Origin of the sequence: Lacihabitans soyangensis (assembly GCF_024343775.1) — a bacterium.
In the GTDB taxonomy this organism is placed as follows: Bacteria; Bacteroidota; Bacteroidia; order Cytophagales; family Spirosomataceae; genus Leadbetterella; species Leadbetterella soyangensis.
Genome location: NZ_RJUF01000050.1, coordinates 1 through 20,806, shown reverse-complemented (window position 1 = coordinate 20,806; position 20,806 = coordinate 1). Strand labels below are relative to the sequence as shown.

Sequence of the window (20,806 nt, the reverse complement as noted above, 5' to 3'; positions counted from 1 at the left end):
GAGATGCTTTCGTAAGTATTGGTATTCATTATGGCTTTAGGTTAATGGCTTATAAAAACCCAGTTAGAACCACATTTTCGAGTCCATATAGTCGATACAAAAATCTTTTGGTTGACATAAAACTAAATAATATTAATCAACTTTGGACGAGTGATATAACATACTTTAATGTTGGTGAAAAAGTCTATTATATCACAATGATAATGGATGTCTATTCCCGCAAAATAGTAGGTTATACCGCTGCAGATAATATGAGAGCAGAAAACAATTGTGAGGCTCTAAAGATGGCATTTAAAGCTCGGAAACAGACTATTTTTACAGAACTAATTCATCATTCTGATAGAGGTGGGCAGTACGTCAGCAATGAGTACGTAGAAATGTTAAATGCTGCCAAAATCAAAATAAGTATGTGCAACGAAGTCCATGAAAATGCTCATATTGAAAGAGTAAATGGAACTATAAAGAACCAGTACCTCAGATATCGAAATATTACAAGTTTTGAAGAACTTAAAAAACAATTGAGCCGAACAATTGAAGCCTATAACAATAGCAAACCACATGTAGCTTTGAATAAGCTATCACCAAACTCGTTTGAACAATATATCAAAGAACAATATGTCGAAAATCGACCGATATTACCAATTTGGACTTGTAATGAAACGAAAAATATCAACCCAAATCAATGTATATTACAATTTTAACTATATTACATTTGTCTAAAAAAACGTCAACCTATTTTAGGCAAGCACATGTGCATTGGTTATGGCTGTTTTTGATTAAAAGATATTGATATAACCAGTTTTGATCAACCAGAATACCAGTACTTGTCTACAAGTAAAAGTCTACCAGTAACCAGTCCACCAGTAACCAATACACCAGTAACCAATACACCAGTAACCAGCTTTACCATCTCGTTGCTTTAAATTTCCAATGTGGTTGTACTTTTTGCATTTCTATTTCGTCATTTCGTTTAGTTAGTCCGCACTTTTTATAGTTTTCGTGGAGTTTTGCCAAAGCAACTCGGTCGAGTTCTACGCCCAAACCTGGGCCTGTTGGGACGGTTACTGCTCCATCTTCAAACTTCATGCGTCCACCAACAATGATTTCGTCAGATTGCCACGGATAATGTGTATCGAGGGCGTATTTGAAATTAGGAATGGCTGCACCCAAATGCACCATTGCCGCCAACGAAATACCTAAATGAGAATTAGAGTGCATAGATAAATCTCGCCCGAAGGTCTGACAAATAGCTGCCAATTTCATAGAATCTTGCAAGCCTCCCCAAAAATGATGGTCGGATAAAATAATATCTTCCGCACCCAATGAATAACTTTTGGGAATATCCTCAAAGGAAGTCGTACACATATTGGTTGCCAAAGGAGTTTTTAGAGCTTTTCTTACGGCAGCCATGTTTTCTTGTCCACGGCAAGGGTCTTCTAAATACTCAATAATGCCTTCCATCTCTTTGCCATATTTGATAGAAGTTTCTACCGTCCAAAGAGCATTTGGGTCGATTCTTAAAGGCGTATCTTTTCCAAAAGCCTCATGTAAGGCAAAAATCGCATCTACTTCTTGACGTGGTTCAAAAACACCTCCTTTGAGTTTAATTGACTGAAAACCAAACTCTTTGCACATAGCCTTTGCTTGTGCCACAATCTCCGTAGGATTCAAAGCACTTGCCTGACGAGCAGCATCCCAACCCGTGGCGTTGGGGTCTGTTCCAAACCCCAGTTCGCCACCTGCACCTTCGTATTTATAGAAAAGGTACGCTGAAAACGGCACTCTATCACGGCGTTTGCCACCCAATAAATCAACCACTGGACGATTGACGATTTTACCGACAATATCTAAACAAGCCACCTCAATAGAACTAAAAATATGCACCAAAGTACGTTGGTCCCACGGAGTATCGCCTCTTTTAATAGTATCTTCAGAATCGAAATTGGCGGCCAGAATATCCCGAATTTGATTTAATTGAAATGGGTCTTGACCTATTACAAACTGTCGACTTTTTTCAAGAGCTTTATCTATTTCGATATTGCCTGGTATTTCGCTTACGCCGCTAATGCCATCTTCGGTTATGAGTTCGACAACCGTTCGTAAAGCATAAGGAGCATGCAACCCAGCGGCGTTCAGCAATGGAGGGTCAACTACTGCAATGGGTGTAATATGGAATTCTTTGATTTTTGGAAATTTCATTGTTTTGTTATTGGTGTACTGGTGACTGGTTAATTGGTTACTGGTATACTGGTAATTGGTGATTGGTTGATTAGTTATTGGTGTACTAGTTACTGATGATTGTTCATTAGGTATTTTGTAATTTTTTAACTTATCGAGCCCAAATCAATCTTAGGTTTTCTGGTAACTAGTCCTCTTCTTTGGGCTTCTGAGTTTTTTTAAGGTGATTAATATATCCATTAAGCAACTTTCCACCTAAGTCAATTTTTGTTTTTAAATTCATAAGTTCCTCATCATTTATATATTTCTCATCAAATGCCGTTATTAAATGTTCTAGGGTTTCGTTTAAAGAGCCCCTCGAAATACGACAAAACTGAATATTCTCTTTATAATAGTACCTACTAAATCCTTCTGCAATATTGGCTGTTATACTTCTAGAACTTCTTAAAATTTGGTCAGCTAACTTATATTTTTCATCTAAAGGAAATTTAGTTTTAACCAAAATAGAAATATTAATACGTAATTGCCTGCATTCTTTATAAACTTCTAAGTCTGTGAAATTCTTTATCATATGTGTTAATTTATTGTTTGTTATTTGTTTAGTTGTTCTTTCTTTTTTCTAACTACTTAAACCAAATGTAACAAGTCTGCCCTAATCCAATTCACCAAAATACCAGTAACCAATACACCAGTAACTCAATTACGTCAAAGGTCCAGGATTAAACAATACCAAATCGTTATACAAACCCAATTTATCAGTTGCTACTTTTCTGTTTCCACTGGCAATTTCGAGAATTAGGTGGAACAATTCCCAACCCATTTCTTCGATTGTTTTTTGTCCGAAAGCTACTGGGCCAGCATCAAAATCTATCAAATCGTGCCAACGATTTGCGAGTTTTGTGTTTGAACTTACTTTTATAACAGGAACCATATTTAGCCCATAAGGCGTGCCACGACCCGTAATAAAAACGTGCATATTCATTCCAGCCGCCAATTGGAGCGTTCCGCAAACAAAATCACTGGCGGGCGTTGCCACAAAATTTAGTCCTTTTTTACGAATCTTTTCTCCTGGTGATATCACATCTACAATCGGACTTGTACCTGATTTTACGACCGAACCGAGTGCTTTTTCTACAATATTACTTAATCCGCCACCTTTGTTGCCGGGGGTTGTGTTGGCACTTCTATCGGCTTTGCCTTGACTCAGATAATTATCATACCAAGCCATTTCGTCTTTGAGTTTTTGGGCAACTTCTTCACTTTCACAGCGAGGAACAAGCAAATGTACGGCATCACGAACTTCGGTAACTTCTGAGAAAAACACCGTTCCTCCTGCCTTTACAATCAAATCAGCGGCAAAGCCCGAAACTGGGTTTCCTGTCAAACCCGAAAAAGCATCGCTTCCGCCACATTGCATGCCTACGACCAAATCAGCCACCAAGCAAGTTTCTCTTTTTCGTTGGTTGAGTTTTTTCAGATGCCTTTCAGCCATTTCCATGATTCCATCAACCATTTCGTAGAAACCCTCGAAAGATTCATCTTGGAGATAAAGGATACTTCGACTCCGCTCAGTATCCGTTTCGGGGGCTGAGCGAAGTCGAAGCCCATCATCATCTGGCAAAAGCCTTTCAGGTCTTAGTTTCTCGCAGCCCAAACCAATAATCATAATTTCCCCGCCAAAATTTGGGTTTTGAGCAATGTGTTTGATGGTTCGAATTGGAATTATTGCCGCTGGTGCGTCAATCGCAATGCCGCAACCATAACTATGATTAAAAGCTACCACATCATCAACGTTTGGATACAGTGGCAACAATTCTTTTCTGATTTTATTTTCGATGAAATTGGTAATTCCCGCAACGCATTGCACACTGGTGGTGATGCCCAAAATGTTTTTTGTTCCTACACTTCCATCTGCGTTTTTGTAGCCTTGAAAAGTAAAATCTTTGAGAAATTCTGTTTGCAGGATGTTCGGTTTCACATAAGGAATTTCCTCCAAATTAGGCGGTTGAGGCATACTGATATTGCTTTCGTTTACCCAACTTCCCTTTTCGATACTCTTATTTGCCAAACCAATTACTTGTCCATATCGAATGATTTTTTCACCTTCATCGAAAGATTTTAAGGCTACTTTATGACCCATCGGTATGTCTTCTTCGAGAACAACTCCATCAAGTACGATCGCACCTCGTTTTAATCCTGTCGGATTGGCTACGATGGCCACGTTATCGTTTGGGCTTGTTTTTATTACTATATTTTGCATCATTTTGTTATTTGTTATTGGTGGATTGGTTGATTAGTTATTGGTATATTAGTTACTTGTGTCTATTCCTTCACTAACCAGTCAACCAGTAACCAGTTTACCAATAACCAGTCAACAGTTTACCAATCACCAATTACACCATCGGAAAAATCCAAGCCGCTATCATTGTTAGAATTACTCCAGCCAGACCCATTAAACTTTGCATAGGTGCAATGGTTTTAAGAGCTTCTTGTTCGGTTAAGTTGGAGGTCTTACACATTATCCAAAAGCCTGCATCATTCATCCACGGAATGAGTTTTGCACCACTTCCGATAGCCAAACATAAGTAAACTGGATGAAATCCAAGATTGGCATTTTGTGCCATTCCTGCCAAAATTCCTGAAGCTGTTATCAAAGCCACCGTTGCCGAACCTTGTGCAGTACGAACAACCATCGTAATAAAAAACGCCAACGGAATCAATGCCATTTGGTAGTCTTTTGTCAAATCTGCAATGCGGCTGCTGATGCCCGTTTGCTGCAACATTCCGCCAAAAGCACCGCCTGCGGCTGTAATTAAAATAATTCCGCCGCCGCTCATCAGGGCAGTTTGCACGAATGCCGTTAGTTTATCTTTGGTAGTTTTTTTCTGATTTGCCAAAACCAACAATGCAAAAATTGCCCCCATCAATAAAGCAATATTTTTATCGCCAAAAAACAAAATGATGTCAATTAATTGATTGATAATGGCAGAATCGGTCAGTGGCTCTTTGGTTTTTACAAAAGCCTCAACAGCCGAACGAATACAAATCGTAACCAAAGGGAAAACCGCAGGCAACAAAGCCCAGCCCAAAGAAGGCAATTCTTTATCATCTTTTTCGGCAATGGCTTTAATGTCTTCCAGACGAGCATCGGGTGAGTCACGAAGAGGAATATCAAATTTTTTATTGAGGTAAACTGCCATAAAATAGCCAATTGTGATGGTGCAAAGTCCGAGAAGCGAACCGCAAACCATCATTAAACCAATCGAAACATTCATGGCACTTACCAAATATAATGGTCCAGGTGAAGGCGGTACATAAGAATTTGCCATTACTGCCCCAGCAATAACCGAAAGGGCTAAAAGCAGGTAATTTTTCTTTAGTCGCATTCCCATTGCTTTGGCCAATGGCATCATCAAGAAAATTACGGTATCGACAAAAACAGGAATCGTCAGAAAAAAACTACTCAATATAAAGCCAATAGGAGCATTTTTCTCGCCCGTAATTTTGAGCATGGCTCTGATGATTTTTTCGGCGGCACCGCTATCAAGCATGGCTTTGCCAATGATGGCCGCCATTGCTATCAAAATGCCTATTTTTGCACAAGTATTCCCAAATTCTATCCCGATTCTCTCTCCAATACTTTTATGAGCGGCTTTAAGAGCATCGGCTTCCAAACCACCTTTAGCTATAAAAAATTGCTCGACAGACGACACCGGCGTAAGTAAAGCAACAGCAATAGCCGCCAAGAGCAATGAAAGTACTGGGTGCAACTTAAATTTTATAATGCCACCCACCACGATGGACATTCCGATGAGCATTATTACTATTGGATCGGACATGAATTCTTAGGGTTAAATAATGAAGCAAAAGTATATAAACTAAATCCTGTTTTCTATTGATATAATGCTAAAATATGGTACTTTTTGGTTTTAAAGACCATGGTTTGTCTGAGGTATATTTGCACTTAATCAAAATCCGACCATGCTTATCACAATTAGAAAAATTTCATTCAAAGATTCTTGCCTTCACCAACCTAAATTAATTACAGTTCGATTCTTAAAGTAAAACAGACAAGAATTGCTAAAAAAGAATACCATGTATATGCCATTTCTGGAATTAAAAGATTTACAATCAGCTTTAATCTCAAGGATATTTCATAGAAGACACTGATAACCAGTTTTATCAATGTGTGAATTACGCAATTCTTTAATTTTTTTTCATAATACTTCCGTTCATAAAAGCCCCACCTTTACAAGTACAAAATATTGTTAAAAACGCTAACAATATTTATAAAGTAAACTTTTCAAAATTGTGTACTCAAGTTCTTATTGAATGAACTCATTTATGAAAATATTCTTGGATGAATATTGAGATCAAGAAATGGACTCAAGAACTTCTAATTGAATTTAAATACAAATAATTTTTTATGAAAAATAAAATTAAAAACCAAATAAAAGAACCTCTTACGATTCCACACCCAGATAATCAACCCGAACTCGAACCGATTCTTGACCCAAAAACTCCTATTCTATACCCGGATGAAAAACCGATTGAAAAACCAAAAGAAGAACCCGTTCAAGATCCACCTTACCAATTTCCAAAACCAAGTGAACTTCCATAAGAAATCAAAATAAAACATGAAAAAACAAACTCCCTCTCAAAAAAAGGTAGCTCAAGTAATGCACGAGTTTAAGGAAGGCGAATTGCATTCTGGCAAATCTGATAAAATAGTAACCAATCCGAAACAAGCCATAGCCATTGCGTTGAGTGAGGCCGATGAACTCAAAAAAGAAAAGAAATAATGCTAAAATACACCTTCGTTTTCGTCACTCTTTTTCACGGACTTATCCATTTCATGGGTTTCTCCAAAGCCTTTGACTATGGTACCTTACCCCTACTTATCAGAGACATTTCCAAACCTATGGGTATTTTGTGGTTCGTGGCTGGCTTTCTTTTTATCCTAGCTACCGTTTTGTATCTCTTAAAAAAAGACGGCTGGGTTTACATTGCATTTATGGCACTCGTATTATCTCAGCTATTGATTATCTACAATTGGCAGGAAGCCAAGTTTGGTACTGCTGCCAATGTGCTCATCTTGATCGTAACTATTTTGGGAATTTTTCAAATTAAATTCAAAAAAAACTACAAAGACGAGGTGAAATTAGGAATGGCTAAAAGTAAAATAATGCAAACATCTAAATTGTCCGAATCAGAAATCGCATTTTTACCACATTCTGTCAAAAAATATATTCGGTACACGGGCTGCATTGGCAAACCCAAGGTCAATAATTTCAAAGCCAGTTTTACTGGAAAAATCAGAAAAGACAAAAAGTCAGAATGGATGAAACTAAACTCCGAACAATATAATTTCGTAGCAAATCCAACGAGATTATTCTATCTCGATGCCATCATGAAACACATGCCTGTAACGGGTTTTCATTGTTTCAAAAATGGCACTGCTTACATGGACATTAGACTGCTCTCAATTTTCAAAGTAGAATACCAATCAGGCTACGAAATGGACATATCAGAAACAGTCACTTTTTTCAATGACATGTGTGTTTTAGCACCAGCCACTTTAATTGACAATCGTATTGAGTGGGTAGAGGTGGAAAGAAACAAAGTAAAGGCCACCTTTCGAAACAATGGCATTTCGGTGACAGCATTGCTTTATTTTAATGAGAAAGGCGAATTGGTAAATTTTGTTTCAGAAGACAGATATTCCGTTGGCGAAAACAGCACCATAACCCAACACACTTGGAGCACCCCCCTTAGAGAATACAAAACCATCCATGGCTACAAATTAGCCAGTTACGCCGAAACAATTTATACTTATCCCGAGGGTGATTTTACTTATGCCACTTTCACGATCAAAAATATTGCATATAATTTGTCGAAATAATACGCTAACAAATTGAATACAAGCCTTTTTTACAAGTCCCACTTTACCTTTTCCTTTTCGTAAACTTCCTTTTACAAACATGGTGTGAATTTCACAAATCTTGCATTGAATTCTGTAAAAGCACGGTATCATAAAAACGTAGCTTTACATCATTATTAAATTCAAAAGGCCTACTTGAATGGAAAAACTCAAAATACACCATAATCAAATTTCGGACTTTACTTATGGTTCTAAAGTGAGTATCAGCATAGGGCGAATCCTATACAAAACCAAAAAAACATCAATTTCAAGCTTATTAGCTGGGATAAATTTATCGTTTTTGACTAAAAAAACACTTTAAAAATTAATAATCATCATTTAATAAATAACAAAAAAAATGGGCTATCACGAAAACAAAAAAATAATAGAAATCTGCCAAGCTTGTGCGGCAATGTGCCATCATTGTGCAGCATCATGCCTACAAGAAAACGAGACCAAAATGATGGTTAGGTGTATACAGCTCGACATGGCCTGTGCGGCCTTATGCACTACTACGGCTCAGTTGCTTAGTTTGGGAAGCGAACATGCTGCGGCTCTCGCAAAAGTGTGTGCCGCTGCTTGTGAAGAATGTGCGGCGGAATGTTCAAAACATACCAACGAGCATTGTCAAGAATGTGCAACGGCATGTAAACTTTGTACTGAGGCCTGTAAAAATGTATGATAAATAAAAAACCAAATGAGCTTAATAAAAGACCTAAATTGGAGATACGCTACTAAAAAGATGACAGGTGGGAATATCTCTGAAGAACAATTAAACGCCGTTCTGAATGCCATCAATCTTTCTGCGACATCTTATGGACTTCAACCCTTCAAAGTTACCGTAGTGAGCAAGGCCGATATAAAAACAAAATTACAAGCAGCCGCTTACGGACAACCTCAGGTAGGTAGTAGCTCTCATGTTTTAGTATTCACTGTTCCTCTAAAAATCAATGAAGAAAATGTCGAAAACTACCTCAGACTGATATCACAAGAAAGGGATATTCCTATTGGTTTTCTGGACGATTTCAAAAATACGCTACTCAGCACTATTGTAGCCTTACCTAAAGATGTTCAACAAGTTTGGGCCACAAAACAGGCCTACATCGCTTTAGGAACAGCCTTGATAGCTGCGGCTGAACAAAAAATAGACGCTTGTCCGATGGAGGGATTCGATGCTGCACAGTTTGACGAAATTCTGAATCTCGAAGAAAAAGGCCTCAAATCAGTCGTTATGTTGGTTCTAGGTTTCAGAGACGAAACCGATACCTACGCCAACTTCAAAAAAGTAAGAAAAGCCAAAGAAGATATGTTTGAAATGGTAAAATAAAATGGTAAATTTGAGATGGTAAAATAAAATGGGATGTCAAGACCTAAAACAATGAAGAGAACCACCCTTACAATTCTATCTCTGTTTATTTTTCTAGCATCATGTAGTGACAAACTTGAAAAAACAAAACCCATTAGAGAGCAAATTACAGAGTCGGTTTATGCCTCTGGAGTTGTAAAAAGTAAAAATCAGTATAAAGTATTCTCCCTAGCTAATGGATTGATTGACAAAATATTGGTCTCCGAAGGCGATCTTGTAAAAAAGGGTGATGTCCTTATAAGATTGGTAAATACAAGCACCGAACTAAACACCGAAAATGCTAAACTATCCGCAGATTATGCCGCTGTCGCTGCAAATTCTGAAAAATTGGATGAACTAAAGATCAGCATTGAGATGGCCAGAATAAGATGGAAAACGATAATTTATTGTACCAAAAACAAAAGAACCTTTGGGCCGAGCGAATTGGTACACAAAATGAACTAGACCTGAAAGAACTCAATGCAAAGTCGTCCACAAATGCATACAATACTGCAAAATTGAGGTTCGCCAACCTCCAAAAACAAATAAATTTTCAAGCCAAACAATCACAAAAAACTTTGGAATTGGCCCAAAAAACCAACAATGACTTTAGCATAAGAAGTGAAATTAATGGGAAAGTGTATCAACTGCTTATGGAGGCAGGCGAAATGGTCAATACGCTAAGTCCCGTAGCTATCATTGGCGAAGATGCGGCGTTTCTACTTGAACTACAAGTAGATGAATATGACATCAATCGGGTGAAAATTGGGCAAAAATAGCCATGAGCATGGACAGTTACAAAGGTCAAGTTTTTCAGTGTTTGGTGAGTAAAATCAACCCAATAATGAACGAAAGAACCAAATCGTTTACCATAGAAGCCAGCTTTATTGACCCACCCAAAACACTCTATCCCAATCTTACTTGCGAAGCAAATATCATCATTCAACAAAAAACAAATAGTATTACTATTCCAAGAGCCTATCTGCTTGAGGGCAACTATGTTTTACTTGAAAAAGGCAAAAAAACAAAAGTAATAACAGGCCTTAAAGACTATCAAAAGGTGGAAATACTTGGAGGAATAACGACCAACGACTATATATACAAACCCATAGAATGAACCTAAAACTCATCATCAGAATTGCAAAATCGCTGCTTTTAGCCAGATTTAAGCAGACTTTGATAGCAGCCGTAGGTGTTACGTTTAGTATTTCTATGTTTATAACTCTCCTTAGTTTTATGGCAGGTTTGAATGACCTCTTAGACGGCTTGCTTCTAAACAGAACACCCCATGTAAGGCTTTATAATGAAATTAAACCCAATATCAATCAACCCATTTACAGCCAGTTTGACACCAATACCACCCATAACTTCATACATTCTATCAAATCTACCGTTAGCCGACAGGAGATTTACAACAGCGAGGCCATCATCCAAACACTCAAGAAAGACCAACGTGTACTGGGTGTTGCTCCTAAAATAATCTCTCCCGTGTTTTTTAACGACGGAGCCATAGATATTACGGGTGTGGTCAATGGCATAGAAATTCAAAGCGAAGGCAAACTTTTTCATTTTAACGAATACGTGACTGCAGGAGATCCCGCAGATATAGAAAGGCTATCAAACAGTATAATTTTGGGAAAAGGCTTGGCAGATCAACTTTTGGCCAATCTGGGCGACGTGGTACAAGTGGCCACGATCAACGGAGAAAGATTCCCACTGCGTGTAGTTGGTTTTTTCCAGTCAGGTATGCAAGAGATTGACAAAACGCAGAGTTATGCCTCCATAGCCACCGTTCAGAAACTCAAAGAAAAACCCAATAATTACATCACGGACATCCAAATCAAATTGAAAGACCTGGCCAAGGCACCACAAATAGCCAAAGAATACAATAAGCTTTTTGAGATTGATGCCGTAGATATTCAAACCGCCAACGCGACTTTTGAAACAGGAAGTTTTGTAAGAACACTTATTTCTTATGCCGTGGGTGTGGTATTGTTGATAGTAGCTGGTTTCGGTATTTATAATATTCTGAACATGATGATATACGAAAAAATGAACACCATCGCCATTTTGAAAGCCACAGGCTTTGCAGGCAAAGACGTTCAAAAAATATTCTTGGTGATAGCCATGAGTATTGGCTTTTTTGGTGGTTTGGCAGGCCTAATATTGGGATTTGGACTCTCAGCCATTATTGACCAAATTCCGTTTGAAACACCTTCCCTACCGAGTGTTAAAACTTACCCTGTTAGTTACAATCCCACTTACTATGCCATCGGTGCCGTTTTTTCACTGATTACCACATTTTTGGCAGGATGGTTTCCGTCACGAAAAGCCAGCAAAGTAGACCCTGTAGTTATCATAAGAGGTAAATAAGATGAGTAACATAACCCTAGAGGCCAAAAACATCACCAAATATTTTCACGATCCCACCACTGTGAAAGTGCTAATGGATATTAATTTTTCTGTAAACAAAGGCGATTTTGTGGCCATCACTGGCAAATCAGGCTGTGGAAAATCTACGCTATTGTACATCTTATCTACCATGGACACTGACTACGAAGGCGAATTGTGGATAGATGGCGAATCAATGGTCAAACGAAAAGAACCCGATTTGGCGAGGGTTCGAAACGAAAAAATAGGTTTTGTTTTTCAATTTCATTATTTGTTGGATGAATTTACGGTTTTAGAAAATGTAATGATGCCAGGCCTGAAACTCGGTAAATACTCAGCCGAAGAAGTAGAAAACCGTGCCATGGAAAAACTCAAAATGCTAGGTATCGAAAATTTGGCACTAAAACCATCCAACCAAATTTCTGGAGGCGAGAAACAGCGTGTAGCCATAGCTAGGGCTTTAATCAACAATCCCCAAATCATTATGGGTGATGAGCCCACGGGAAATCTCGACCAAAAAAACAGCCAAATAGTGTTTGAGGTTTTCAAACAATTGGCCGAAGAATTTAAACAAACCTTGCTCATCGTAACCCACGACCAGTCTTTTGCCAATCGCACCCACCGAATCATCAACATGGAGGATGGCAAGATAATAGCCTGAGTCATTGAGATTTTCAAATTCCAATCTGCGAAAGATATAAAAACAAGCAAAAATTATGTAAGACTTGCATCAGTCAGTATCCTCACCTTTGAGCATCAAATATCAATTTCTTTTTTACGTCAATTGTGTAGTAAAGGTTCAAACCAGAATCTACTCTTTTAAAGAAGATTTTATCCTAAATAATTTCTAAAAAATACATCTATGTGGAAAGAAGAAAACAACCAATTAAAACAAAGTTTTGAATTTAAGGACTTTGTTGAGGCTTTTGCATTTATGACCCAAGTGGCTTTTGCAGCCGAAAAAATGGGTCATCACCCAAACTGGACCAATGCTTATAACAAAGTGGATATTTCGCTTTTCACCCATGAGGCAAAAGATAGCGTAACTGAAAAAGACGTAAAACTTTCAAAGGCGATTGATCAAATTTTGAAGAAAGATTAAAATAAAGAAGGTTTCATTTCATAGTTGGGAGTTTCTATGAACGGCTTAAAATATAGAACACTCACTTTGTAAAACATACTAGGTAAATTAAATACTTTGTGTGCCCTGCCAGGCGGGCTTACTTTTTTTTTGAAAAAAAAGTAACAAAAAAAACACTTTCTGTGCAATGATCCTCTGTAAAATTTCCCTTTTAACATTCTGCATCTTTCTAAAATTTGAAGAAGGGAAATTTTACAACGGACTGCACAGAAAATATAAGGAACAATTAGTTTTTAATTATTATCATCCGAGTAAATATAAAATTCGAATTTTCAGTTCGTAAACAATTGATACCCCGAAGGGGTGCTATTATTCTAACAAAAATGACCCCTCTTAGTAGGAAACCCCGTAAGGGTTTAATTTTCAAGCAGTTATTCTGAGTTTTTTTTTTATTTAGTCGGACGCCAGTAGTTTTTACATTAAGGTAATAATGAAATGTATTCAATGCTTTTGTAAAATAAAGCTCAATGACCTCGAGATTTCTCATTAAAGATAATTTTTACACCAAAAACAAAACCATGTCAATTCAAAGTATAAATCCTGCAACCAACGAAGTGATTAAAACCTTCGAAGAAATGACTGAAACTGCGGTTGAGCAGGCCATTTCAAAATCTGTCGAAACCTTTACGACTTGGAAAAAAACGACTTTCTCAACACGATCAGAATTGCTTCACAAAGTAGCAGGATTATTAAGAGAAAAGAAGAAAGATTTGGCCAAGCTGATTTCACTAGAAATGGGCAAACTGGTTTCACAAGCAGAAGGTGAAATTAAGCTGAGTGCTGAAATCTTTGATTATTATGCCAACCATGGCGAGGGATTTTTGAAAGATAAAATCCTAGATCCTGTTCATGGGCAGGCCTTGGTAAGGTGTAGTCCACTCGGAGTTTTGCTAGGTGTACAGCCTTGGAATTTTCCTTTTTACCAAGTTGCTCGTTTTGCAGCACCCAATATTATGGTGGGCAATACCCTACTCATCAAACACGCCTCTATTGTTCCGCAATGTGCCATAGAGATTGAAAAAATATTCCTAGAAGCTGGTGCTCCCTCGGGACTTTATACCAACCTACTTATCTCTGGCAAAAGAGCTTCCGCCTTGGTATCTGACAAAAGAATCAAAGGCGTGTCGCTCACGGGTAGCGAGGCCGCTGGTGCTAGCGTAGCCGCTGAGGCTGGAAAACACTTGAAAAAGTCTGTACTCGAATTAGGCGGAAGCGATGCCTTCATTGTGTTGGAAGATGCCGACATCGATAAAGCCGTTGAGTGGGCGGTGGTAGGCAGAATCAACAACAATGGCGAGTGCTGCATAGCCTCAAAACGATTTATAGCAGTGGAAGAAATTGCAGAAGATTTTTTTGAAAAATTAAAAGTCAAACTGGCCGAACTGGTAGTTGGAGACCCCGCGGAACCTAATACGCAACTAGGCCCTTTGAGCAGTGAAGATGCTGCCGTACACATAGCCGACCAAGTAAAAAGAGCGGTTGAGGGCGGAGCAAAAATTTCATTAGGCGGTAAAAGAGTGGACCACGCGGGTGCCTACATGCAAGCCACGGTTCTTACTAACATGTTGCCCGATAATCCCGTGTATTATGAGGAGTTTTTTGGTCCAGTGGCAGTGTTTTTCAAAGTCAAAAACGAGCAAGAGGCCATTGATTTAGCCAATGATTCGCCATTTGGCTTGGGCGGCTCGGTATTTACCCAAGACATAGAAAGAGGCAAACGAGTAGCCGACCAGATAGATACGGGCATGGTTTTTATCAATCACCCCACATGGACACAGGCCGACTTGCCTTTTGGAGGCACCAAAGGATCAGGTTACGGAAGAGAACTTTCCGAACTTGGAATAGATGAATTTGTGAATAAAAAATTGATTAGGGTTAGTGAATTAAGTGATCCATTTTGAGTTGGATTGGCATCAAAACCGTTTTCACATTTACTTATAATCAGGTACTTATAAATAGGAAATACACTTGGGCAATATTTATTCATAGGAGATATTGCTCAAGTAAAACCTATATCACAAGAAATCAGTAGTAAAACAATCTATTTAGTCCAAACTAAATCATAGCCAAATAAATACATAAAACGTTCTTGACTAATACTTTAGACCTAAAAAGAAATATATATTTCATAGCGTCTTTGCGACTTAGCAGTAAATTATAAACAAATGAAAAAAGAAAAAGAAGAAGGCATTATTTCTGTTGTTCAATCACCAGAGGAATTGGAACACAAAACGATTGGTAAAAATAAAATAAAAGCCAAAAAACAAGCGAATAATTTGAAAGACAAAGGCATTATTTCGGTCATCCAAACGCCCGAAAAAGACAAAAAAAATATCATAAAAGGTAATTAGCCTGAATCTAAAATTTAGAGCTAATGCCATCCGAGAAAAAATAAAAAAAAATGAAATCATTATATCGCCCTGCACTGTTTGAACACAGTCAAAATTCTCAAAAGGGAACATTTTTATAACTACTTGGATATGAGAATTTTGAATGTGTGAGTTTGCAGGGTGCAGTTTTTTTTGCTTCGTTTTTTTTCGAAAAAAAATGAAGGCCCCGCCGGCGAGGCGACGAAAGTGATTTCATAAATGTGAATTTCAAGGCACCTTAGCTTTTCAGAATAATGTTCAAGAAGAATCGCCAAAAATCCCAAAAATCATCTCAACCCAACAATCCAATAGCTTTTGCATGCTGAATGACTTGATCGGTATCTTAAAATTGAAAAGCTCCTTTGTGAACAACACAAGTCTAGCACCCTAATTGTTTTATCCTCAACAATATACTTCAATAATAGCATACAAAAATTCCATCCTTTTTAATTATGTTTGGATAATATTCTAAAAAACCAACCATGAATAAAACCCTAGGAATACTTCTTTGTCTGATAGCCGCTCAGGTAAATGTCCATTCACAAACAAAACCCATCCCCAAAACCGAACTCCCCACCGCACTCGACGGCGTTTATACAAATGACCAAGTGGCGTCTGTCACAGAAGTATATGCCAACCATTGTGCAGCTTGCCATGGCAGTGACTTGAGAGGAACAGAAGGCGGAACGGCTCTGGTAGGAGAAAGATTTCAAACCAAATGGAAAAACAAAACCCTTCGGGAATTGTATCTTACTACCAAAACCACCATGCCCAAAACCCAACCCAACTCATTAGATGAAAAAACCTATGCATCACTCATAGCCTTTGTTTTGAAAGCCAATGGATTTCCTGCTGGTGAAAAAACTTTGAGTTTCAAAAATCCTTCCGAGAAAATCTTGATGGGAATGGCTCCTCCATCCAGGGTCAGCATGGGTTTTAGGCCTGCTTTGGTAAACACCAAACCCAAAACCATAGAGGCCGAATGGAAACAACACCGTGGAGATTTTGCGAGTACCAACTATTCGCCGCTTGACCAAATCAACGAAAGCAACGTAAGCCAAATGAAAATAGCTTGGCGATGGAAAACCGATAATTTTGGCCCGAATACCGAGTTTTATTTCAAATCTACGCCCTTGATGGTGAAAGGTATCTTGTACACCACGGCTGGATTGAGCCGTAGCGTGGCTGCCATAGATGGTGAAACCGGCGAAACGCTTTGGACTTTTCGGCTAGACGAAAAAGAACGAAAAGCCTATGTGCCCAGGCAAAACTCTGGCCGAGGCGTGGCCTATTGGGAAGACAAAGTCAATGGCAAAGATAGAATCGTATTTGTGTCTCCGAGTTTTCAATTGGTGGCTTTAGATGCCCAAACGGGTCATTTGGTGCAAGATTTTGGCGAAAATGGTATAGTGGACTTAAAAAAAGGCTTGGATAGTAATCTAGATCCCTCAATCTCCACCATTGGTTCTACTTCTCCGCCCATTATTGTCAATAATGTCATCGTTATTGGTTCGAGTTTTCCGGTGGGCTTGGCTCCTACTTCCAAAACGCAGGTCAGGGGCGATATACTCGGCTATGATGTAAAAACAGGTAAAAAAATCTGGACTTTCCACACCATTCCGCAGGCTGGTGAACTTGGAAACGAAACCTGGAAACAGGAAAGCTGGAAATACACGGGTAATTCCGGAGCTTGGGCTCCGCTCACCGCCGACCCCGACTTGGGCTATGTGTACCTGCCCATAGAAGCTCCCACCGGTGATTTTTATGGCGGTCATCGTCCGGGTGACAATTTGTTCTCACAAAGTTTGGTTTGTCTCAATGCCAAAACGGGCGAAAGGGTCTGGCATTATCAGTTGGTACACCACGACATTTGGGATTATGACTTGCCAGCTCCACCGATTTTGGCCGACATCCAAGTGGATGGAAAACCCATAAAAGCCGTCGTACAAGTCACCAAACAGGCCTTTGCCTTTGTATTTGATAGAATCACGGGGCAGCCCGTTTGGCCGATAGAAGAAAAGCCTGTACCCAAAAGCAGTGTTCCGGGAGAAATCACCTCTCCTACCCAGCCGTTTCCAACCAAACCTGCACCGTTTGACCGACAAGGCTATTCTGACGATATTCTCGTTGATTTTACCCCAGAAATCAAAAAAGAGGCCCAAAAGATTGCAGCCAAGTTTCACAAAGGGCCCTTGTACACGCCCGTAAACCTCTACAATCCTCCCAAAGAATTGGGTACCTTGATGATACCCGACGCCGTGGGCGGAGCCAATTGGCAAGGGGGTGTTGTAGACCCCGAAACGGGTGTTTTGTATGTTTCCTCCAGCACGGTGCTGCGGCCCATGAGCATAGAAGCCGCTCCAAAAGGTGCCGGAGATATGGATTATGTGGCATTTTTGGGTTCATCACGCATTGGGCCTTATGGTCTGCCTTTGGTAAAACCACCTTATGGCCGAATAACCGCCATAGACCTCAACAAAGGCGAACACCAATGGATGGTGCCCAACTCCGACACCCCCGAATGGGTAAAAAGCATACCCGCTCTGAAAGGCCTGAAGATACCGAGAACCGGCTCACCTGAGCGGGTAGGCATGTTGGTGACCAAGTCGTTACTCTTTGCGGGAGAAGGCTCAGGTTTGTATGCCTCTGACGGTGGTGGTGGGAAAGTTTTTAGAGCCCACGATAAAGCCACAGGAAAGATCATCTCGGAGATCAAGCTACCCGCCAACCAAACAGGCGTACCCATGACCTACTCCATCAACGGCAAACAATACATTGTGGTAGCCGTAGGAGCCGTTGGCCACCCAGGCGAGTTGGTGGCTTTGTCTTTGTGATGGGGCTGTTAACAAAAGTTTATACTGTTTAGAATTGTTTAATGACTATTTGATGTTGACGACTTCGTGTTCAATTTCGATGAATTTGTGTTTGATTTTGGCACCAGAAATAAATATTTTGAATAAGACAGAATATAATTTATCTTTGAAAATATAAATATAAAACACCACTCTCATGATGAAAATATTTACGCAATTACCCATACACACCCAAACCACTCATTATCAATTTAATACCAAAATTATTCAATCAAATACAATTGAGATATCTACGCAACTGTAAAAATGAGTTGCGTAAACATACTCGTTAGCTGCAAGCAATCGAAAACCTTAATTTGAAAGAGCAAAACATATACAAAGACATTTTATTTGGAGTTGCAATTGGAGATGCATTAGGTGTTCCAGTTGAATTCAAAAGCAGAGAAATTATTTCTCATAATCCAGTTACCGATATGGTTGGTTTTGGGACATATAATTTACCAGCAGGAACTTTTTCAGATGACAGTTCACTTACATTTTGTCTTGCTGAAAGTTTAACAGAAAAGTTTTCATTAGAAAGTATTGCACAGAAATTTGTAATGTGGTATCGTTCTAATTATTGGACACCTTATGGAAATGTTTTTGACATTGGAATCGCTACAAGACAAGCTATTCTAACTTTTGAAAAAGGCTGCAAACCAGAGTTAGCAGGTGGATTTGAAGTTTCACAAAATGGAAATGGTTCATTGATGAGAATACTTCCTTTGCTTGACATAATCAAAGATTTACCAATAGAAGAACGCTATCTTTTAACAAAGCAAGTTTCATCTATTACTCACGGACATATTCGTTCTGTAATTGCTTGTTTCTATTATTTGGAGTTTGCAAGACAAATCGTTTTAGGAATAGAAAAATCTAAAATTTATAAAATTGTAAAGACAGATGTGTTAGATTTTATTTATAGAATTGGAATTGTTGAAAGAGAAATTTTAATATTTGAAAGACTATTATTTGCAGACATAACCAAGCTTACTGAAAGTGAAATAAAAAGTAGTGGTTATGTTTTACATACACTTGAAGCAAGTATTTGGTGCTTATTGACTACTACTGATTATTCAAGTGCTGTTTTAAAAGCAGTTAATTTAGGTGAAGACACAGACACAACAGGTGCTGTAACAGGTGGACTTGCAGGACTTTTATATGGATACGAATCTATTCCTAAAAGTTGGGCAACTCAACTTGCAAGAAAAGAAGATATAAGTGATTTGGCAGAACGTTGGAAAATATTTGCCAGCAGCTAACAGTGGTTTGGCATTATTGGGGCAGACTAATTAAACCTCAACATTTGTGCAACAATTTAGCTACAGTTCGGGCTTGACAGAATTATATTTGGCAATAGAATAAAACATCAGCAATATTGCAATTATTAGGCTTCGGTTATGGGCAGACGGAATGCTAATTCCCCAACAACGCCAAGCCTTTTTCGTTATGTGCTATAATATGAAGACGACACTTTCACTAATATCATTCTTAATAATCTTCACTGCTTGTCAAACAAATAGCGGACAGTCAGAACAAGTTGGTGTAGCTGTTGACAGCACAAAGACTACAGAACACATTGGCAAGCAAGAAAAAATAGATGCAAATACGGAGTGTGACAGCTTGAAGTTTCCAAATTTTAAAATGAATATTCAAGAGCAGGAGATAAAAATCACACCAGAATTTCAAAATGAAATTGCCAAAATAGCCAAAGACTTCATAAAAAAACAATGTGAGCAGGATACTTTATACTGTGACGAAATTTATCTAAAAGACCGAAAACACTATCGCAGCTCACTGGGGTACGACCTATTTTCCTTTGCATATGCATTTAAGAATTCAGAAACAGGAATGGAGAAGGAATCCGCAAGTTTCTTCGTGTTCGGAATCAAACAAAATGGTAAGACAATTTTTTATGACATAGCAGCTGACTTGATCGGTGAAATCCAGTTAAAATTGTCAGGGTTTGAAATTACAGAAAATATAACTATTGTTTGGGGCGAGATGTATCCATATTTTTCTTCCGATGACTATGGAAAATTTAAACTGACAATAGTTGGACAAGAAACCACATATGAATTTCAATGCAAATCACAAGGACACTGAAAATAATTACAGCACATAATCGAGTAGCCTGCCCCACTAGGAAACCCTAGCAGGGAGAGGCTCTCACACCACTGTACGTACGGGTCTCGTATACAGCGGTTCATTAAACATCGGACTTACCTTTTCATAGTAATCGTTCATACTTTCGTATCCCCTTTTTCTTAGGCGTTCTAGTGTGATAGTTGTTACCATTATAGGACTTTGGGCTATTACCCATCCTCCTTTTCGGGTTCTGCTAAATTGGTAGGCTTTACTTGGTGGAACTCCCAGTCGTATCAAGTTCTTACGTTTCCGTTCTGGCTTTTTCCAGTCTGTCCAAATGCAATATCGTAAACGGTTTCTTGTCCAACTGTCTATGCTTTTGAGTTTGCTGCCTATATTTCCAAGTTTGAAATAGTTGACCCATCCTCGTTGCAGTAGTTTCAGTTTTGTGTTACGTTCATCGAAACTCAATGGTGCAGTTTTGCGTGTTACTTCCTTGATACTTGCTTTTAGCTTCTTCCA

22 protein-coding genes are annotated in these 20,806 nt (G+C 38.7%); 17 read left to right on the top strand and 5 right to left on the bottom strand.

Annotated features, from left to right (window positions below):
- Positions 1-701: IS3 family transposase (locus tag EGI31_RS13510; protein ID WP_255037101.1), on the top strand; the 701-nt coding region annotated here is incomplete at its 5' end.
- 202 nt (positions 702-903) lie between these two features.
- On the opposite strand, the gene EGI31_RS13505 is transcribed toward EGI31_RS13510, so the two are convergent.
- The 4 genes from EGI31_RS13505 to EGI31_RS13490 form a co-directional block, all read right to left on the bottom strand.
- A complete protein-coding gene (locus EGI31_RS13505) occupies positions 904-2,199 on the bottom strand; it encodes a glucarate dehydratase family protein (protein ID WP_255037758.1) in 1,296 nt (431 codons plus the stop codon).
- Between the two features lie 166 nt (positions 2,200-2,365).
- Positions 2,366-2,749, bottom strand: coding sequence for a four helix bundle protein (locus EGI31_RS13500; protein WP_255037757.1), 384 nt, complete (start codon positions 2,747-2,749; stop codon positions 2,366-2,368).
- A gap of 129 nt (positions 2,750-2,878) precedes the next feature.
- On the bottom strand, positions 2,879-4,441 hold the full coding sequence (gene garD / locus EGI31_RS13495; RefSeq protein ID WP_255037756.1) for a galactarate dehydratase: 1,563 nt from the start codon (positions 4,439-4,441) through the stop codon (positions 2,879-2,881).
- A gap of 130 nt (positions 4,442-4,571) precedes the next feature.
- Complete coding sequence (locus EGI31_RS13490) at positions 4,572-6,017, bottom strand: GntP family permease (protein WP_255037755.1); 1,446 nt, start codon at positions 6,015-6,017, stop codon at positions 4,572-4,574.
- Positions 6,018-6,604: 587 nt separating this feature from the next.
- Here EGI31_RS13490 and EGI31_RS13485 point away from each other — a divergent pair.
- The 16 genes from EGI31_RS13485 (at position 6,605) to EGI31_RS13410 (ending at position 20,302) form a co-directional block, all read left to right on the top strand.
- Positions 6,605-6,799 (top strand): hypothetical protein, encoded by a 195-nt coding sequence (locus EGI31_RS13485; RefSeq protein WP_255037754.1) that lies wholly within the window; start codon positions 6,605-6,607, stop codon positions 6,797-6,799.
- A gap of 16 nt (positions 6,800-6,815) precedes the next feature.
- The gene (locus EGI31_RS13480; protein WP_255037753.1) at positions 6,816-6,980 is read left to right on the top strand and encodes a DUF6496 domain-containing protein; all 165 of its coding nucleotides are present in this window, start codon (positions 6,816-6,818) and stop codon (positions 6,978-6,980) included.
- The gene (locus EGI31_RS13475) at positions 6,980-8,080 is read left to right on the top strand and encodes a DUF6544 family protein (RefSeq protein ID WP_255037752.1); all 1,101 of its coding nucleotides are present in this window, start codon (positions 6,980-6,982) and stop codon (positions 8,078-8,080) included. Before EGI31_RS13480 ends, EGI31_RS13475 begins: the two co-directional genes overlap by 1 nt.
- A gap of 376 nt (positions 8,081-8,456) precedes the next feature.
- Positions 8,457-8,780 carry a four-helix bundle copper-binding protein gene (locus EGI31_RS13470; RefSeq protein ID WP_255037751.1) on the top strand — a complete coding sequence of 108 codons (324 nt, stop codon included), beginning with the start codon at positions 8,457-8,459 and terminating at the stop codon, positions 8,778-8,780.
- A 15-nt stretch (positions 8,781-8,795) separates the two neighbouring features.
- On the top strand, positions 8,796-9,425 hold the full coding sequence (locus tag EGI31_RS13465; protein ID WP_255037750.1) for an NAD(P)H-dependent oxidoreductase: 630 nt from the start codon (positions 8,796-8,798) through the stop codon (positions 9,423-9,425).
- A 51-nt stretch (positions 9,426-9,476) separates the two neighbouring features.
- Positions 9,477-9,908, top strand: coding sequence for an efflux RND transporter periplasmic adaptor subunit (locus EGI31_RS13460; protein ID WP_255037749.1), 432 nt, complete (start codon positions 9,477-9,479; stop codon positions 9,906-9,908).
- Positions 9,851-10,222 (top strand): HlyD family secretion protein, encoded by a 372-nt coding sequence (locus EGI31_RS13455; RefSeq protein WP_255037748.1) that lies wholly within the window; start codon positions 9,851-9,853, stop codon positions 10,220-10,222. Before EGI31_RS13460 ends, EGI31_RS13455 begins: the two co-directional genes overlap by 58 nt.
- 8 nt (positions 10,223-10,230) lie before the next feature.
- A complete protein-coding gene (locus EGI31_RS13450; protein WP_255037747.1) occupies positions 10,231-10,560 on the top strand; it encodes an efflux RND transporter periplasmic adaptor subunit in 330 nt (109 codons plus the stop codon).
- On the top strand, positions 10,557-11,816 hold the full coding sequence (locus EGI31_RS13445) for an ABC transporter permease (protein ID WP_255037746.1): 1,260 nt from the start codon (positions 10,557-10,559) through the stop codon (positions 11,814-11,816). Before EGI31_RS13450 ends, EGI31_RS13445 begins: the two co-directional genes overlap by 4 nt.
- Before the next feature lies 1 nt (position 11,817).
- Entirely contained in the window at positions 11,818-12,495 is a 678-nt protein-coding gene (locus EGI31_RS13440; RefSeq protein WP_255037745.1) for an ABC transporter ATP-binding protein, read from the top strand.
- Positions 12,496-12,696: 201 nt separating this feature from the next.
- Positions 12,697-12,936: a 4a-hydroxytetrahydrobiopterin dehydratase gene (locus tag EGI31_RS13435; protein WP_255037744.1), complete on the top strand. Its 240-nt coding sequence runs from the start codon at positions 12,697-12,699 to the stop codon at positions 12,934-12,936.
- Positions 12,937-13,442: 506 nt separating this feature from the next.
- Positions 13,443-14,876, top strand: a complete 1,434-nt coding sequence (locus EGI31_RS13430; RefSeq protein WP_255037743.1) for an NAD-dependent succinate-semialdehyde dehydrogenase — start codon at positions 13,443-13,445, stop codon at positions 14,874-14,876.
- 264 nt (positions 14,877-15,140) lie between these two features.
- Positions 15,141-15,326, top strand: a complete 186-nt coding sequence (locus EGI31_RS13425) for a hypothetical protein (RefSeq protein ID WP_255037742.1) — start codon at positions 15,141-15,143, stop codon at positions 15,324-15,326.
- A 500-nt stretch (positions 15,327-15,826) separates the two neighbouring features.
- Positions 15,827-18,178 (top strand): outer membrane protein assembly factor BamB family protein, encoded by a 2,352-nt coding sequence (locus EGI31_RS13420; protein WP_255037741.1) that lies wholly within the window; start codon positions 15,827-15,829, stop codon positions 18,176-18,178.
- Between the two features lie 335 nt (positions 18,179-18,513).
- On the top strand, positions 18,514-19,458 hold the full coding sequence (locus EGI31_RS13415; protein ID WP_255037740.1) for an ADP-ribosylglycohydrolase family protein: 945 nt from the start codon (positions 18,514-18,516) through the stop codon (positions 19,456-19,458).
- A 199-nt stretch (positions 19,459-19,657) separates the two neighbouring features.
- Positions 19,658-20,302, top strand: a complete 645-nt coding sequence (locus tag EGI31_RS13410; RefSeq protein ID WP_255037739.1) for a hypothetical protein — start codon at positions 19,658-19,660, stop codon at positions 20,300-20,302.
- A gap of 63 nt (positions 20,303-20,365) precedes the next feature.
- On the opposite strand, the gene EGI31_RS13405 is transcribed toward EGI31_RS13410, so the two are convergent.
- The coding region (locus EGI31_RS13405; RefSeq protein ID WP_310586214.1) for a group II intron maturase-specific domain-containing protein at positions 20,366-20,806 on the bottom strand (441 nt) is incomplete at its 5' end.